The 15,073-nt window shown below is 52.6% G+C and carries 13 protein-coding genes and 1 pseudogene; 5 read left to right on the forward strand and 9 right to left on the reverse strand.

The window, feature by feature from the left end; translation table 11 throughout:
• Nucleotides 1-155: 155 nt before the first annotated feature.
• Nucleotides 156-746, forward strand: a complete 591-nt coding sequence (locus tag VRB54_RS21835) for a plasmid mobilization protein (RefSeq protein WP_338478712.1) — start codon at nucleotides 156-158, stop codon at nucleotides 744-746.
• 260 nt (nucleotides 747-1,006) lie between these two features.
• Here the strand turns inward: VRB54_RS21835 and VRB54_RS21840 are convergent, their stop codons facing one another.
• From VRB54_RS21840 to VRB54_RS21870, 7 genes are all read right to left on the reverse strand, one after another.
• A complete protein-coding gene (locus tag VRB54_RS21840) occupies nucleotides 1,007-1,612 on the reverse strand; it encodes a hypothetical protein (RefSeq protein WP_338478713.1) in 606 nt (201 codons plus the stop codon).
• A gap of 220 nt (nucleotides 1,613-1,832) precedes the next feature.
• Nucleotides 1,833-2,150, reverse strand: coding sequence for a hypothetical protein (locus VRB54_RS21845; protein ID WP_338478714.1), 318 nt, complete (start codon nucleotides 2,148-2,150; stop codon nucleotides 1,833-1,835).
• A gap of 81 nt (nucleotides 2,151-2,231) precedes the next feature.
• Nucleotides 2,232-2,903, reverse strand: coding sequence for a serine/threonine protein phosphatase (locus VRB54_RS21850; protein ID WP_338478716.1), 672 nt, complete (start codon nucleotides 2,901-2,903; stop codon nucleotides 2,232-2,234).
• A complete protein-coding gene (locus VRB54_RS21855) occupies nucleotides 2,900-3,598 on the reverse strand; it encodes a hypothetical protein (RefSeq protein WP_338478717.1) in 699 nt (232 codons plus the stop codon). Before VRB54_RS21855 ends, VRB54_RS21850 begins: the two co-directional genes overlap by 4 nt.
• A gap of 1 nt (nucleotide 3,599) precedes the next feature.
• Nucleotides 3,600-4,394 carry a MarR family transcriptional regulator gene (locus VRB54_RS21860; protein WP_338481141.1) on the reverse strand — a complete coding sequence of 265 codons (795 nt, stop codon included), beginning with the start codon at nucleotides 4,392-4,394 and terminating at the stop codon, nucleotides 3,600-3,602.
• Nucleotides 4,395-4,618: 224 nt separating this feature from the next.
• The gene (locus VRB54_RS21865) at nucleotides 4,619-5,731 is read right to left on the reverse strand and encodes an XRE family transcriptional regulator (protein WP_338478718.1); all 1,113 of its coding nucleotides are present in this window, start codon (nucleotides 5,729-5,731) and stop codon (nucleotides 4,619-4,621) included.
• Nucleotides 5,724-6,344: a hypothetical protein gene (locus VRB54_RS21870; RefSeq protein WP_338478719.1), complete on the reverse strand. Its 621-nt coding sequence runs from the start codon at nucleotides 6,342-6,344 to the stop codon at nucleotides 5,724-5,726. Before VRB54_RS21870 ends, VRB54_RS21865 begins: the two co-directional genes overlap by 8 nt.
• Nucleotides 6,345-6,615: 271 nt before the next feature.
• Here VRB54_RS21870 and VRB54_RS21875 point away from each other — a divergent pair.
• Both VRB54_RS21875 and VRB54_RS21880 read left to right on the forward strand, forming a co-directional pair.
• Nucleotides 6,616-8,572, forward strand: a pseudogene (locus tag VRB54_RS21875) (ATP-dependent nuclease).
• A complete protein-coding gene (locus VRB54_RS21880) occupies nucleotides 8,569-10,239 on the forward strand; it encodes an ATP-dependent helicase (protein ID WP_338478720.1) in 1,671 nt (556 codons plus the stop codon). The pseudogene VRB54_RS21875 and the gene VRB54_RS21880 overlap by 4 nt, the downstream one beginning before the upstream one ends.
• 218 nt (nucleotides 10,240-10,457) lie before the next feature.
• On the opposite strand, the gene VRB54_RS21885 is transcribed toward VRB54_RS21880, so the two are convergent.
• Nucleotides 10,458-11,030, reverse strand: a complete 573-nt coding sequence (locus tag VRB54_RS21885) for an NADAR family protein (RefSeq protein ID WP_338478721.1) — start codon at nucleotides 11,028-11,030, stop codon at nucleotides 10,458-10,460.
• Between the two features lie 51 nt (nucleotides 11,031-11,081).
• Entirely contained in the window at nucleotides 11,082-12,098 is a 1,017-nt protein-coding gene (locus VRB54_RS21890) for a phosphoribosyltransferase-like protein (RefSeq protein WP_338478722.1), read from the reverse strand.
• Nucleotides 12,099-12,771: 673 nt separating this feature from the next.
• Here VRB54_RS21890 and VRB54_RS21895 point away from each other — a divergent pair.
• Complete coding sequence (locus VRB54_RS21895) at nucleotides 12,772-13,218, forward strand: Lrp/AsnC family transcriptional regulator (protein WP_003232633.1); 447 nt, start codon at nucleotides 12,772-12,774, stop codon at nucleotides 13,216-13,218.
• A 146-nt stretch (nucleotides 13,219-13,364) separates the two neighbouring features.
• Nucleotides 13,365-15,068 (forward strand): flavin monoamine oxidase family protein, encoded by a 1,704-nt coding sequence (locus tag VRB54_RS21900; RefSeq protein WP_338478723.1) that lies wholly within the window; start codon nucleotides 13,365-13,367, stop codon nucleotides 15,066-15,068.
• The last annotated feature ends 5 nt before the right edge of the window (nucleotides 15,069-15,073 follow it).

Here is a 15,073-nt window from a genome sequence, read left to right on the forward strand (position 1 = left end):
TGCAGGATAGGCTTTTCGCCGGTCAATAGGCGCCCAGAGCTTGTTCATGAACAAGGATTCAAGCACATGGAGATCAAGTGCAGGATAGGCGCTCGCCGGTAAATTGTGGTTCACTACAGGCATAGTCAGCTGTTGATTTCGAAGGAGGAATGCACATGCCGCGCAAAGCTAGCATCGGCGCCACAAGGGATAGCGACGTTTACCGCGTACGCATACCAGCCGAGTTGAAATCAGAGTGGGAAGCGCACTGCGAGAAAAAAGGCAGCTCCCAACACGGCATGATCCGAGCGCTAATGCGCTACGTCATCCAAGATGAAATGCCCCCAGACGTTCACAGTTGGATATCAGGGCAAATCGCAGGCGAACCCGACGAAGGTCCAAAACAAAGGCTTGAGGTTCGATTCACACCGAGTGAGCACCATGAGATCGTGGCACGCTCAGAGGCCGAGGGATGCTCTCCTCAGCGCTGGGTAATCAATTGCGTTCGAGCCAGCCTCACCAACCAGCCTCAGTTCACCATGGAAACTACGAAGGCGCTTTGGGATTCGTCGGGACAGCTCCGAAGCATCGGAAGAAACCTGAACCAGATAGCTAAAAAGCTGAATGAAGGTGGAAGTGAGACAATCGCACAGATCGAAATAGCTCAACTCTCCAAGTACATATACAAACATACTGAAATTGTCGCCGCGCTCCAGGACGCCAGCTTGAGCCGATGGAAACTTATCCCCCAAACCAAGCATGATTAGGGGTAAGAGTTCTGGAAAGTTACTTTCTGAAATAGTGATCTATACAAATTATCTACAACGATGTGCGCAAGACCTTTGATGACCTCGACTCAGCCCGATAGCCTTCAGCCAGAAAAGCCATAATGGCCCTTTATTGGGCGGGCGAGGCGCCTGAAAACAGATATTTCTCTTGCATAATAGAGCAGCATCAGAGCGGCCCAGCGTCGAGGCAGGGCCAAATCTCCACGTAGCGGCACAAGCAATAGTGCTATCGATACCAATCAAAGCGCAGTCTGGATATTGTTCTTGAATTTGTACTGAAACCGATCGCCGTAAATGGATTTCACGATCAGGGTAAAATCCAGGTGTTGCTGGATTTTGGCCCCAAGCAACAACTTCGTAAGTGCACACGTACTAGGAGCATTTTTGCTGATCTCGATTAGGCCAATTTCCTCACCCAGTTTCAAAGAGTCATTTGGGCGAGGACCGCCTATAGTGAGACAATCGGTACCAAGGCGCATTGATTGAACGGCACCACCGAATCGGCCATAACTAATATCCGTAACAGGCTCTCCATCTACCGTTACTTCAAGGCTCTCAACATAGGCAGGGCCTAAGCCATTATTGAAAATGTATAGGCCGTTCTGATCCGTTTTGCCGTCGAGCTTGAAATAGGCATTGATCCTTGGCTCAACAGCAACATGGTTTTGCACTCTCTGCTGATACCCCTGCCATAGCGAAAGCCCCAATGCACAGACTGCAATCGCCAAGCTCAATTTATCAATGTGCGACTTCTTCAATGCTCTGCCTTTTCTTTCGGGATTGTGTGGAGATGAAATTTTTAGCAGAGAGCTGCCCGTTGATAGATCGCCCTTGAAGGTCTTCACGCAAACAGTTCTTTCCGGAATTCGTGTTGTAAGCCAGTTTAGGCGACACGTCGCATAGAACAAACTTGGCATTAGCTGAACCTGCAACGCCTCAAGCGTCACGACAGGAGGGAAACGCACGCCCGTTCTGATCAACGATATTCAAGTGACGTCGCTTCTGCCACTGCAAGCCCGGAACACGCAGGTTTCCCATCGACTGCCGTCTAAATGTGAACACCAGTCAGTCTTCATACCAGCTCGAATAGGCTTGAAGCGCCTTGCCGTCTCTCACCAGCTCCACCGTCATCTTGTTCCTGTCCGGCTTGTTCTGAAACGGTGAACTGGTGTCCCAGGATTTCACTACCAGCGTCACAGTACCGCCGGTTGCATCCGAGTATTCATACGTGAACCCAAGAGTCATCACGCTTGGATCTTTTCGGCCACCAGTCATGCCAGCATTTTCGGCCGCCTCATTCACAATTCCGAAGCTTTCTCCCGCTACCGACCGGTCGACCGCCTCTTTCAGTTGTTCAAACAGATCTTCTGCTGACAAGCTCATCATTTATCCCCTTTTTTTGGTCTTGTTAATGAAACGCTACCAGCTAGCCGGAGTGTATGTCTGTTTTCTGCGCTTCCAGGGTTAGATTTGAACGTCAATCCACGTAACGTCATCTTCAACAGCAATAAAGACGCTATCTGGTGCTACCAGCAAGCTGCTTTGCTGCGACTCCGTTAACTCCGCCCAGAAGCCATCGGTTACGAACACCAGTCGCTCACCGACGGCCAATTGATGAAAAACAAAATCAGGATCCGGAGCACGATTAGCCTTCAAGCATCGAGTTATCCGGTTTCGAGCCGGATCTTGCGCCAGCTCACGGTGTGAGCGGTCGCGCTTCCAATTGACCTTGCAGTGGGGCGGAGTAATCCACTCGATAGTGCCTGCCGGTGTCACCACTCCACACGAACAGTCTCCCTCATAAGCAAGCGTGAGCCTCCCATAAGCAACGACACCGACTAGGTAACACATCGTCCCTGTCTGGTCCGCAAACAAAATCGCGTGAAGCTCGGCCAGCACTGAACAAAGTACCTGCTCCACCGCTCCATACTCAGTGATATCGCCCCCCTGATCTAAGTGTTTCTGATAGGCCGCTAAAATACCTTTTACGAAGTGTTCAGCCAGTTGGCCACTGCCGGTCTTCGACGTACCGTCCGTGATAACGAACAGCCCTCTTTCGCCATCGCAGAGAGCTCCAGCACGGTCATGATTGGCTTTCCTAGTCCTTCCTATTACTGATCTGGTGTCGTATCTCATGCGTTGCCCAGGTCCTTCATGCGCATGTGGATGATTCGGCCTCTACCTGGATTAGCCTGCACCGAGCCCGAGCTTTCAATCACGTAGTCGATACCACTGAGCGCCGTGAGATCTCGAATTCCAGCAGTGATGAATTCCTTAAGCTCAGACTCTGCTTGGCGAACTTCCTCCAAAAGCTCTGTACGACCATCAATCAGGATGACGATGTCTTCGACGTCCTTGTGGTAGGGATCGCCCTCACCGCGGCCGCTAAAGGCCTCTAGTTTCGTCGCAAGAAAGTAGGTCGGTTTAAATATCTGGATTACGATACCGCTGGGCAAAGTAAATTTATCAGCCCTTGCCAGCCCTTCCACGAACCAACGGTTGGCATATCCGAGAACAGCGGGATCAGAAGGCATAACGTCGACGACGACGTCGTTGAAGCGGAAACGACAGTTGACCTCATCCTCACCAGTGATTTTGAAGTTCTTAGCCGCCAGGCGCTCTGTGAGGTGCTGCCAAGCGCTAATGCCTGCTAGCTCAATCACTAGGTCAACATCATCGGTAAAACGAATGTCGTCCAGCACGGCAGCATCAGTCACCAGCATGGCGGTGGTACAACCACCGACAAAGGCAACCTCAGCGAGAAAAGCCTCCCCCAAGCCGTCTGCAACAAACTCTATGAGCTCATAGTTGTGATCCGCGTTTGATGACATGTTATTTCAGCCCCATCCCTGCTTTTAGAATGTTAACTGCCACACCACACTCTCGCGGGCCGCCAAGACGGATCGCATCAGCAAGCGCAAGATAGTGATAAAGGGTTCTGTCCTTCTTTACCGCTTCCGGCACCGTTTTGTAGAGCGGCTCTATCGCCTGACCACGCTCAGTTCCGAGAGCATCAGGCCAAACCGGAATCAGACCGCCAGCGCTCTTGATGCTTTTGGAGAGCGCAGGCGCTGCGAAGCCTGTTGGAATACCGCGAACCATTGCGCCCGGCTTCACGGGGAAAAAGTACTTCAGAGCATGCTCGGTGATTTTCAGCAGCTCTCGCCGATTAACTTTCGGAAGCCCCGTGTCGTAATCATTGGTGAGCATTCCGGACTCGCGACACCTAGCTATGGAGTTTGAAACCTCGCTTTTGCTTAGCCCAAGAGACGCGGACAACGCACGCAACGAGTAGCCTTCACTCCAGCTCGCCAGCGGCGGAGAAGGTACGGGGTCCGACCAACCTTCCCACCCATCCTCGTCGTCCAAGGGCGAGTCGAACTCCTGGCGGTGGAATACAGTTTCTTCACCATCAGCGGGGTAGGTGACTAGCGGCTGCCCCACTCGCCCTCCTGCCGTCATTCGATGTATCTGCTGCGGCTTTAACAAACCCTCAACCGTGTTCGAATTCGACTCAGATTCCATCACCCCATAAAGATTTTCTTCTTGGGCGTGCAGACTGGCCATCTTGAACAGAAGAAAAATATCTTGACTCTTCATAAAGCCAAAAACCTCAAGTGTCCACATTCCATAAAACGTGGACACTTGTCTCATTGTAAATATTAAGCCGTCAAGACCTTTCGCGATTTAATCTGGGATCTCGCTATGAGCAGGAAAGAAGAGTCTCCTAGGCGACGCTGGCAAAAAGCAGTCTACGCGCGACTGGAAGGACTCATCAGTGCCTGCGCGATTTCCTTGAACTCAATTCAGCGGGCCAATCTCTGGCGTTTAACTCTCAACGCAAAGCAGCCCTAACCTACGTTGACCTCGACCAATCGCAAAGGGGATGACGGCACGTCCAGCATGTACTGCCTGGTCACCATCTCCGCCGTAAGCCCGGCAGCCGTCAGCACCCGCCTCCAAGTACTATAGTCCAGCAAATTGATCGCTCTCTGTACGAGCATGGGCGACTCCATTGGGATCAACTCGTCAAACTCCTCATGCTTCGTGAAGCCCTTGCGATTGAGGTAGGTGAAGCCGGATTTAGCCTGCTCGGCTGTGAGCAGATCAAGCGTGTGAGCCCTAAAGATAAGCGCCTTGAAGCTTACCTTCCAACGAAGCTTCATATCCTTGAGCGCTGGCCAATTAAGGTACTTGCCTCGCATCGGAGGAAATTCTGATGCAAAGCTTACCCGGGGCATCAACAAGGCACTGGCAAACTGGTTAGCCTGATCCTCAGTGAGGCGGCAGCCGGTCTCAATCCCCTGATGCATTACCAAATGGCCCATCTCATGAGCAAGGTCGAAACGTTGCCGGCATGGATTGACCTTGGCGGTGTTCCTGACGATCAACGGCCGTTTGTTGGATAACGAAAACGCATCGACCTTGTCATCGGCTTCCGCTAGGTTAACGACCAATACTCCAACCTTCTCTGCCAGCTTTGTCACGCTGGACAAGGGACCGACTCCCAGGCCCTGTTCACGTCGAAATTTTTCAGCTACCTGTTCGATTTTGCTGACACCGGATACCGGCTCTTCAAGCATGCTGAAACTCAGTGCAGGAAAAGCAACCTCCTTATCCAACTCGTCGATCAAAAGCTCAAACATCTCGACCTGAGCTGCAATGGTCTTTTTTAGCGTCTGCGAAGAAGATCGCACGCTTCGAAAATGGCATTGTTCCAACTCCACCGAACCGCGTCGTGGCGAAAAGAAAAAGCTCTCGCGCACGCCCAAGGCCTCAGATAGCTGGGCGAGTTGGGTGCTCGAAGGTATCGCATTAACTTCCAGCTTATGCGCGTATTGCCGAGTAACGCCCAGGAGCTCTCCGATATCAGCGAGCGAACGCCCCGCCGCGCATCGCGCGAGGCGGAGTTTGTCGGGCGAAAATTCGTCGCCAAAAGGCAAAAAACCTGTTCTGTCATTCATTTATTGGATCAGCATCTCGTGTTGCGTTCTGGTCGGCATCTTTGTCCCGACGAGCGACTAACGCCTCCTCGATTTCCACCTCTTGTGGAAGCTCGGTGGTACGAGGAGCAAACAGAGGCACGTAATCATGCACCCACTTACAGACGAGGCTGCGGTTGGTATCGAACCCCAGAATCGAAGCCGTTAGCTTGGGCCCGTCGAAGTTGCCGTCGCTATCTACATACAAACGCCAGGTAATGTTTTTGTCGATCGCGGGCCCGAGCAGGCTAGCTTGGTAGAGTTCAACGCGATTGGACTGAAGTCGGTAGCCTTTCTTCCTGATCTCGGGATCGTCCATCACCACCTGCATGAGCACGCCGTTCACGCTAAGCGTGAAGTCCATAGTGCGATTGGTAAGCATCAGCCATGGAAGGGTGGAATCGCGGTGTAGACGTTTGAATCGGCCGTGGACGCGACCATACGGGAGTGTTCCCATCGTCCAATTGGTGTCATCTTCTGTGGAGGTGACTTCCAACGCACGGTAAGCAGCGTCTAGAACGTTATTGCAGACTAGCTCAATGTATTCCTGCTTGAGTTTCGGTTCCAGCTCACTCGGGTGTTGGATCGGGGGCATATGGCCTCTCCATAAAAGCGTGCAAAACATAGATACTGTCAACCAACATTTTTGTGCAAATCACCAACTTTGTCAACCTAGTGATTTATCCGGCGCCGGTGGTTGTTCTAGAAGCTTTTGTGCCCTGGTGCAGGACAGGACTGCCATCATCCTGCTACCACACAGTCAATTGCTCAGCTACGATGGGTCTGCCCGGCAAGTGAACATTTGCCCGCTCTGCGTACGTCCGCGCTGTTCGCAGGTAAATAAAAAGCCAAGAAAGGATTCTAAGTTGAAACTTCAGCACGTCCGCATCTGCGGCTTCCAATCTTTCGGGGCAGAGCCGGTCACCATAGATCTCGAAAATCTCACATTCCTTATTGGCCCGAATGGCTCGGGGAAGACCGCGACACTACAGGCACTCTGTCGGCTTTTTTCTTTCGATCCCAATCAAAGGCGACTGCGTAAATCCGATTTCTCCGTCCCCCACGACGAGGAGCAGGCACCTGACGAAAGAACTCTGTGGATCGAAGCTGAATTTACATTCCCAGAGTTGGATGACGATGCGGGTGAGCATCCGACCATCCCTTGTCACTTTGGGCACATGCGACTGGATGATCCAGACGGGGTGCCTCGCGTAAGGTATCGGCTAGATGCTTCGATCGGCGTTGATGATGAGATCGAGCAAAGTCTTCGCTACGTCCTGGATGTCGATGAAGAAGATGATCCAGTAGATACCGTCCCTGTGCCTCGGGATGAGCGGAACTTTATCCAGGTGCACTACCTTCCGGCTCGTCGTGATCCCGCAGACCATATCGCGTATGGTGCGAACGCATTGCTTGGTCGCCTGCTGCGAGCGGTTAACTGGTCAGCCCAGCGCGATACTATCAAGCAGTTGACCACAGACATATCGGAAAGCCTAACCGACAACGAGTCGGTTCTGAATCTCAGTGCAGGGCTGTCCAAGACTTGGAAGGAGCTCCATAAAGGGCAGTTCTTCGCGAGCCCAAGTGTGACGTTCATTGCCAACGAAATTGAGTCACTGCTCCGACATCTGTCCGTATCTTTTTCGCCAGGCCACGGTGAGCAGATGGTCGATTTTTCAAGGCTTAGCGATGGTCAGAAATCGATGCTGTATCTGTCATTGGTTTTGTCATCACAGGCTATAGGACGGGCAGTGCTAAATGGCGATGATCAGTCCTTCGACTCGGATAAGCTAAGACCGGCGGTCTTCACGATTGTAGCCCTTGAGGAGCCCGAAAACAGCTTATCCCCCCACTATCTGGGTCGGATAGTTTCCTCGTTAAAAACACTAGTGGGCAGCCCAGGATTCGCTGACTCGCAAGCATTGATTGCCACCCATGCCCCGTCGATGTTGCGACGTGTCGAGCCATCTGCGATCAGGTACCTGCGGCTGGATGAAACGCGGAGCACGGTAGTGACCAAAATCAAAATGCCGCCCAACAAAAAAGGCGAGGCGTACAAGTTCGTAAGAGAGGCGATCCAGGCTCTACCCTGAAGTGTACTTCTCACGTTTGGTGATATTAGGGGAAGGTGATAGCGAGGAGATCGTGCTGCCTCGCTTGCTCGCAGCCAAAGGGTTACTAGTAGATGAAGCGGCTATTTCGATTGCGCCGTTAGGCGGCCGCCATATCAACCATTTTTGGAGACTTCTCAGCGGCCTGAAGATCCCTTACGTTACTCTTCTTGATCTTGACGTGGCACGGTTTGGTGGAGGTTGGGGGAGGATCAAGTATGTCGCTACTGAGCTCAAGGAGCACCGGCCAAATGAGCTTTACTTGCCGGAGGATCAGCTGGCAACGCTACCAAAATGGAACAATGCCACTCATAAGATTCTGAAGGTAGAAAAAGATCCGCAATACAGATCTTACATTGGTGACCTTGAGCCGATGGGGGTGTTTTTTTCGGCGCCAATGGACCTCGACTTTTCGATGCTCAAAGCTTTCCCTGAGGCTTACGGCTTGACGGCCGATAAGCTGCTTCCCCCGAAACTTGCCCAGGTCAAGTCCGTGCTAGGTGATAGCCATTTTGACGCCAAGCAGTACTCACTGACTGAGCGTAAGCACTTCATTGCGTATCACAAGCTTTTCAAACTCGATAGCAAACCCAAGTCACATATTGAAGCGCTTTCGCAACTGACCGATAAGCAGCTCAAGGACTCTATGCCTGCATCCTTAGAACGCTTGGCAGATTTCGTAATAGCCAAAGTCGAGGCGCTCCAGGAATGATCCTGATCGAAGATTGGACGCCCTCTGAAGGCATAGTGCTCGAACCGAATGCCACAACAGCGGTGAGGGAGCTCAAGCGTTGCGTTGCACTCACTGCTGGCCCAGGTTCAGGGAAATCCGAGTTGCTCGCACAGCGGGCCGATTTTTTGCTGACGACAGGAACATGCCGCTACCCGAAAAGAATTTTGGCCATCGCCTTCAAGGTCGACGCGAGCAACAACTTGAAAGAGCGAGTCTGGAAAAGATGTGGGGCTGAGTACGCTAATCGGTTCGATAGCTACACGTTTCACGGTTTCGCTAAACGGATCATTGAGCGCTTTCGGCCGGTTCTCACTGGTGATGACGCACTGGATGCCGGATTCCAAGTTGTGCCCAAGGGAAAGGCCCATCCTGTTCAGACCGAGTTTGGTCTTCTTATTCCACTGGCCATCAAGATCCTTGATGCTTATCCGATGGCTGTGAATGCCCTAAGGCAGACCTACAGCGATGTGTTTCTTGATGAGTTCCAAGACTGCACGAACGAGCAATACGCGCTGGTCAGCAAGATCTTCGCAAGTACAACGCGGCGAGTCACCGCAGTAGGTGATGTAAAGCAGAAAATTATGGGGTGGGCGGGTGCGCTTGATGGCGTATTTGGCAAATTTGAAAGTGACTTCTCTGCAACTCATCTCAACATTTACCGCAATTTTCGTTCGCAGCCACGGCTTCTACGTTTGCAAAACGAGATAGTCAAAGTCCTCGATCCAGGCTCTGAAATGCCAGAAAGCCTGCTTGAAGGAGAAGGCGGGGAGATCCATGCCCAAGCTTTCGACAACTGCACAGAAGAAGCCGCTAGCTTGGCAGCGCAAATCAACACTTGGATCAACGTGGAGGGTTTAGCTCCTTCTGAGGTCGCGGTTCTTGTGAGAAGCCAACCTGAGGCCTATACCACCCGGTTGGCAGTGGCACTCGACGCAATGGGCATATCACACCGTAACGAGAACCAGATGCAGGACCTAGCCACCGAGCCTATGGCAATGGTGATTGTGGACTACTTGCTATGCCTTTACGGTTCGCGAGAGCCCAGGGCGTGGACGAGGTTAATGCGCCGGATCATTCCTTCGGACGATGACGAGCAGGCCGGCGCCGTGCGCACCAACTGGAACAGATTCATCAAAGAGGCTCGTAAGTCAGCGGCCGAGGATTTGGCCAAGAACTGCTATGCACAGCGGTGGAGTCTTTTAAAGGAGTTCCTGTCAATGGTTGGTGTGAGTTTGCTCACGAGCCTTTCCAATGACTACGAGTCGAGGGATCGACTGAAGGAAGTCATCCGAGATATTAAAAAGCACATTGATGCCGCCTTAGAGCAGGAGCCCGACTTGATTCAGGCTCTGTCCCAACTGTCAGACGACCAGTCGATCCGGATCCTCACGGTTCACAAGAGCAAGGGTTTGGAGTTTGACTCTGTGATTTTGCTTGGTGTGGAAGAACAGGCCTATTGGGGCAATGACACTCATGAAACCCGTTGTACGTTTTTTGTCGGAGTGTCACGTGCCAAAAGGAGGCTGGTGGTAACCACGGCCCAAACCAGGGACAACCTCAGTAACATAAGCAGCTGGCGCTATAAGCGGAGCCCTCAAGCTGAGTTTATGACGTATATCTCAGAATGGCGGAGTGAAGTCCGTTAAAACAAGCATTCTACTCTCAAAGCCCTGCTTCAAGTACAGGCTTTTTGGATGTAAGAGCTGGTTGGGTTCGGGCAAAAGTTACATCCACGGCCACGACCGGTGTAACCCGACCAACACCAAATTTAATGCTATCGGCTAAGCGCGTTCTTCAACCCCAATAGTTCGGAAGGCCAAGCTGCCACAACTAACAACTGAAAAAATCAAAACTACTAACGCACTCAATCAAACAAAGGCCTATTTTCGGGCGAGATGACCACATCAGCTAACGTGATACTTTTTATTGGCTGATCGTACAATAAAAAATCTTGTATATCCAACGCTGCAAGCTCATAGCGATCAAATTGATTCAGCATCACATCTTCACGCAACTCCATAAGAAGTCGCCCCAGAACGTTCGCACCTACCAAGTTATGGTGTTCCGACGGTGAAGCCCCCCAGAACCTATCCTTTGAGGACTGTTCCACAATAGGAAGACTCTTTGTTTTTAGCAGCAGCTTTGAAAAATTATCCCAGTTCTGAAGAAGCTTTGCGCGCAAGCACCATCTCATAATCCTGACTCGTGTTCTCAGCCAATCCGGCCTAGAGTCGGAACGGTATGGCTTTGAACGCATTTTTGCGGTCATGGGGCTAGTTTGCGCAATTATCAGACGCTGAACGTCAGGGAGATGAGGAAAACGACACGCCTGATAAAGCGCTTCTGAAGTGAGAATTTTTTGGCCATTGACAAACAGGGGGAAGCCACCGGCCATATTGGAAAGTCCGCCAAACTCCTCGTTGGTTTTCAGGAACACTATGCTTTCGCTACGTTCGTACTCCCGTATGGCTACCTTCCCCATCTGATTCTACCTACCCCATTGTCTATTAAATGCCGCATCTGCGTTCGTCGAACGAGGAAATAAAGGATACCATGGATCCCCTACCCATAAAGCAAGCGGAGCATTATTAGGGCAATTTCGATAAGTAACAAACATTGATCCAAACCCAAGCATATCAAGGGTATTATAACCAAGCGGTCTATGTCTGGCTGGTAGATTTGGACAAATCGTTCTAATCTTGGCACCAGCTATTAAGAACTGCTGCTCGATTAAATCGCGGCCTGCAGCTGATGAAAATATTGCATGCCCTCCCCTGCTATTGCCGGCCCTAAACGCTGGCGGATGCGCCATATCTGCAATATAAGCCGTAACATCATCATCATCGGGCGCACTTTTAGGTCTTAATACATCTGTAATAGAGTTATGGTAGAGCCTATCCTCAAACTCAATAACGTACTTCCAGAAATAATTAATATTTTTTCCCGACGCTCTTATTACCTGATCAAGCCTCCGCCCAACATTATATTTCCCGTAGGAGTGCAACGCAATAGCTACAATGTACAACTGAGCATTCTGCGGCGCAGGGCCATTTATCCAAGATGTAAGATCTGTAAGCAATCTATTTCCGGAAAAAACAGCATCATCTAAATAAAAATAACAACTCGAGTCATCCGAATTAACTTCAACCTCCTCACCAAGTTCCTCTTCCACCAACCTTGAAAACATATCAACAAGATCTCGCTGGCTATTACCACCTTGTTGAATATCGAGGAGGGAAGCTTCAGACCAGAAGCCGGTTGCGTCATCACCGATAAAGTCATCGTCATAAATCAATCCTGAAAAAGTTTCCTCTATCTCACTTTTGGAGAAGTAGGTTTCTTTAAGGATGTGTACCGTTTCCCGCAGAACGTCTAGCTGCACGTCCTCATCGAACTGTGCTAGCCAACGTTCTACATGCGCCTCATCCGGCTCATTGATACTACCCTGCTTGTAGTCGAGCATGATTGCTAACAATTCAGCTACCAACCTCTGGCGTTCTGGCATAGCGGTCCCTCCCTGGTGCAATTAGAACAACAACGAGAAACCATATTGCCACCATGCGATTTTGAGGGATAGTGCTCCGGTATTTGACCAAAGCAAACGTCATAGCAGGAGGGCTCAACATGCTTGGGATTGAGGTCGCACAAATCTAAATCAGGAACGCGCTGCTCCTCCCTCCGGCTGGCGAGCTCGGTGAGGTTTTTCTGCGAAAGGGCTGGACCGACAGGCCTGAGGTTTAGAGGGGGCTGAATTTCCCATTGCACTGCCAAGGTCCATACCGGCAGCTTGTGTCGCTTCATCCCCTGGAAAGCGTCCATAGCTTAAAGCCCCAGGAACAAGCGTAGTGAAATCCCTGTGATCCAAGTTGAGGCTGGTCCGCAGCATAAACAGTACAAACACGGTACAGTACTCAGCTTAGGCAACCTTCTCAAAATTACGCTCAACACCAGAAAATACGGGGGCCCCAGCTATGCCAAGCTACGTTCACCTACGAACACTTTCTCTAGGCATAGCAGCTCGCCCAGCAACTCATAATCCCTTGGTCGTAGGTTCGAGTCCTACTGGGCCCACCATCTTGAAAGCCGCGCATTGCGCGGCTTTCGTCGTTTCTGGTCTCAGGCTTTTCCCGTTACAAGCCTGTAACATGCCCCCAACCGCCCCCCATCCCGGAGCCCCCTTGGCCACCCTAGACGAAATCGACCGCCAACTCATCGCTGCGCTGCAACTTAACGCACGCGAAAGCGTGGCCATGCTCGCTCGCCAGCTCGGCATCGCGCGCACTACGGTCACCTCTCGCCTGGCGCGGCTGGAGAAAACCCAGGTGATCACCGGTTACGGTGTCCGCCTCAGTCAACGTGTCGCCGACGGTGGTTTGCAGGCCTATGTAGGTATCACCGTACAACCACGCTCCGGCAAGGAAGTGCTGCGCAAACTCAGCGCCATGGCCCAGGTGCAGCAACTCTGCGCCGTCAGCGGCGAATTCGATTACGTGGCCTGGCTGCGCACCGATTCGCCCGAGCAACTCGACCAACTGCTCGATCAGATCGGCAGTGTCGACGGCGTTGAAAAAACCACCACGTCGATCATCCTCAGCAACAAACTGGATCGCGCACAACCAATCTGATCGATCGACTCGTCATATTGACTAAAACAAGCTCAATATGACGACACATTGCGTCTTATTAATGACCTCTGCGCTCCCTAAACTGGCTGCCATCTTTTCCTATACTCAGCGGGTCGCTTCCCGTCGAGTCGTCAACAAGGTCAGCCATGAGCATTCCGTCCAGCACCCTCAGCAAGACCATTCGCCACCCTGCCGACGGTAAAAAACCGATCACTATCTTCGGCCCGGATTTTCCGTTTGCCTTTGATGACTGGATCGAGCATCCGGCGGGCCTGGGCAGCATTCCTGCTGCCAATCACGGGGCCGAGGTGGCGATTGTCGGCGCGGGGATTGCCGGGTTGGTCGCGGCCTATGAGCTGATGAAGCTGGGTCTGAAACCGGTGGTGTACGAAGCCTCGAAAATGGGCGGCCGTTTGCGCTCCCAGGCGTTTGAAGGCGCCGAGGGCATCATTGCGGAGCTGGGCGGCATGCGGTTTCCGGTGTCGTCCACAGCGTTCTATCACTATGTGGACAAGCTGGGACTGGAAACCAAACCGTTTCCCAATCCGCTGACGCCAGCCTCCGGCAGCACAGTGATTGATCTGGAAGGCGAGACTTACTACGCGCAGAAGCTCTCGGACTTGCCGGTGCTGTTCCAGGAAGTGGCCGACGCCTGGGCCGATGCCCTGGAGGCCGGTTCGCAGTTCGGCGATATCCAGCAGGCCATCCGCGACCGCGATGTGCCGCGTCTGAAAACGCTGTGGAACAAGCTGGTGCCTCTGTGGGACGACCGCACTTTCTATGACTTCGTGGCCACCTCGAAGGCGTTCGCCAAGTTGTCGTTCCAGCATCGCGAAGTGTTTGGCCAGGTGGGTTTCGGCACCGGCGGCTGGGACTCGGACTTCCCCAACTCGATGCTGGAGATCTTTCGCGTGGTGATGACCAACTGCGACGATCACCAGCACCTGGTGGTCGGCGGCGTGGCGCAGGTGCCCATGGGCATCTGGCGCCATGTGCCGGAGCGTTGCGCCCACTGGCCGGCCGGCACCAGCCTCAGCTCATTGCACTGCGGCGCGCCACGCGCCGGGGTCAAGCGCATTGCCCATGCGGCGGACGGCCGTTTCGCAGTTACCGACAATTACGGCGACACCCGCGAATACGCTGCGGTGCTCACCACCTGCCAGAGCTGGCTGCTGACCACACAGATCGAATGCGACGAAACCCTATTCTCGCAAAAGATGTGGATGGCCCTGGACCGTACGCGCTACATGCAGTCGTCGAAAACCTTCGTGATGGTCGACCGCCCGTTCTGGAAGGACAAGGACCCGGAAACCGGCCGCGACCTGATGAGCATGACCCTCACCGACCGCCTGACCCGTGGCACTTACCTGTTCGACAATGGCGACGACAAGCCGGGCGTCATCTGTCTGTCGTACTCGTGGATGAGCGACGCGCTGAAAATGCTGCCGCAGCCCATCGATAAACGGGTGAAACTGGCGCTGGACGCCCTGAACAAGATTTACCCGAAAGTCGACATAAAGGCGCGCATCATCGGCGATCCGATCACCGTGTCCTGGGAAGCCGACCCGCATTTTCTCGGTGCCTTCAAGGGCGCATTGCCCGGCCACTATCGCTACAACCAGCGGATGTATGCGCACTTCATGCAGAAGGACATGCCCGCCGAGCAGCGTGGGATTTTCATTGCCGGCGACGATGTGTCCTGGACGCCTGCGTGGGTCGAAGGCGCGGTGCAAACCTCCCTCAACGCGGTGTGGGGCATCATGAATCACTTTGGTGGCGGCACTCACCCCGAGAACCCGGGACCGGGTGATGTGTTCGATGAAATCGGGCCGATTGCCCTGCCTGAATAACTGCC

Source organism: Pseudomonas trivialis, assembly GCF_036864995.1.
In the GTDB taxonomy this organism is placed as follows: Bacteria; Pseudomonadota; Gammaproteobacteria; order Pseudomonadales; family Pseudomonadaceae; genus Aquipseudomonas; species Aquipseudomonas trivialis.

What these genes read in the sequence shown, in the direction of transcription:
- VRB54_RS21835 (WP_338478712.1), top strand. Translation starts at nt 156, where the DNA reads ATGCCGCGCAAAGCTAGCATCGGCGCCACAAGGGATAGCGACGTTTAC.
- VRB54_RS21845 (WP_338478714.1), bottom strand. Translation starts at nt 2,150, where the DNA reads ATGAGCTTGTCAGCAGAAGATCTGTTTGAACAACTGAAAGAGGCGGTC.
- VRB54_RS21850 (WP_338478716.1), bottom strand. Translation starts at nt 2,903, where the DNA reads ATGAGATACGACACCAGATCAGTAATAGGAAGGACTAGGAAAGCCAAT.
- VRB54_RS21855 (WP_338478717.1), bottom strand. Translation starts at nt 3,598, where the DNA reads ATGTCATCAAACGCGGATCACAACTATGAGCTCATAGAGTTTGTTGCA.
- VRB54_RS21860 (WP_338481141.1), bottom strand. Translation starts at nt 4,394, where the DNA reads ATGTGGACACTTGAGGTTTTTGGCTTTATGAAGAGTCAAGATATTTTT.
- VRB54_RS21865 (WP_338478718.1), bottom strand. Translation starts at nt 5,731, where the DNA reads ATGAATGACAGAACAGGTTTTTTGCCTTTTGGCGACGAATTTTCGCCC.
- VRB54_RS21870 (WP_338478719.1), bottom strand. Translation starts at nt 6,344, where the DNA reads ATGCCCCCGATCCAACACCCGAGTGAGCTGGAACCGAAACTCAAGCAG.
- VRB54_RS21880 (WP_338478720.1), top strand. Translation starts at nt 8,569, where the DNA reads ATGATCCTGATCGAAGATTGGACGCCCTCTGAAGGCATAGTGCTCGAA.
- VRB54_RS21890 (WP_338478722.1), bottom strand. Translation starts at nt 12,098, where the DNA reads ATGCCAGAACGCCAGAGGTTGGTAGCTGAATTGTTAGCAATCATGCTC.
- VRB54_RS21900 (WP_338478723.1), top strand. Translation starts at nt 13,365, where the DNA reads ATGAGCATTCCGTCCAGCACCCTCAGCAAGACCATTCGCCACCCTGCC.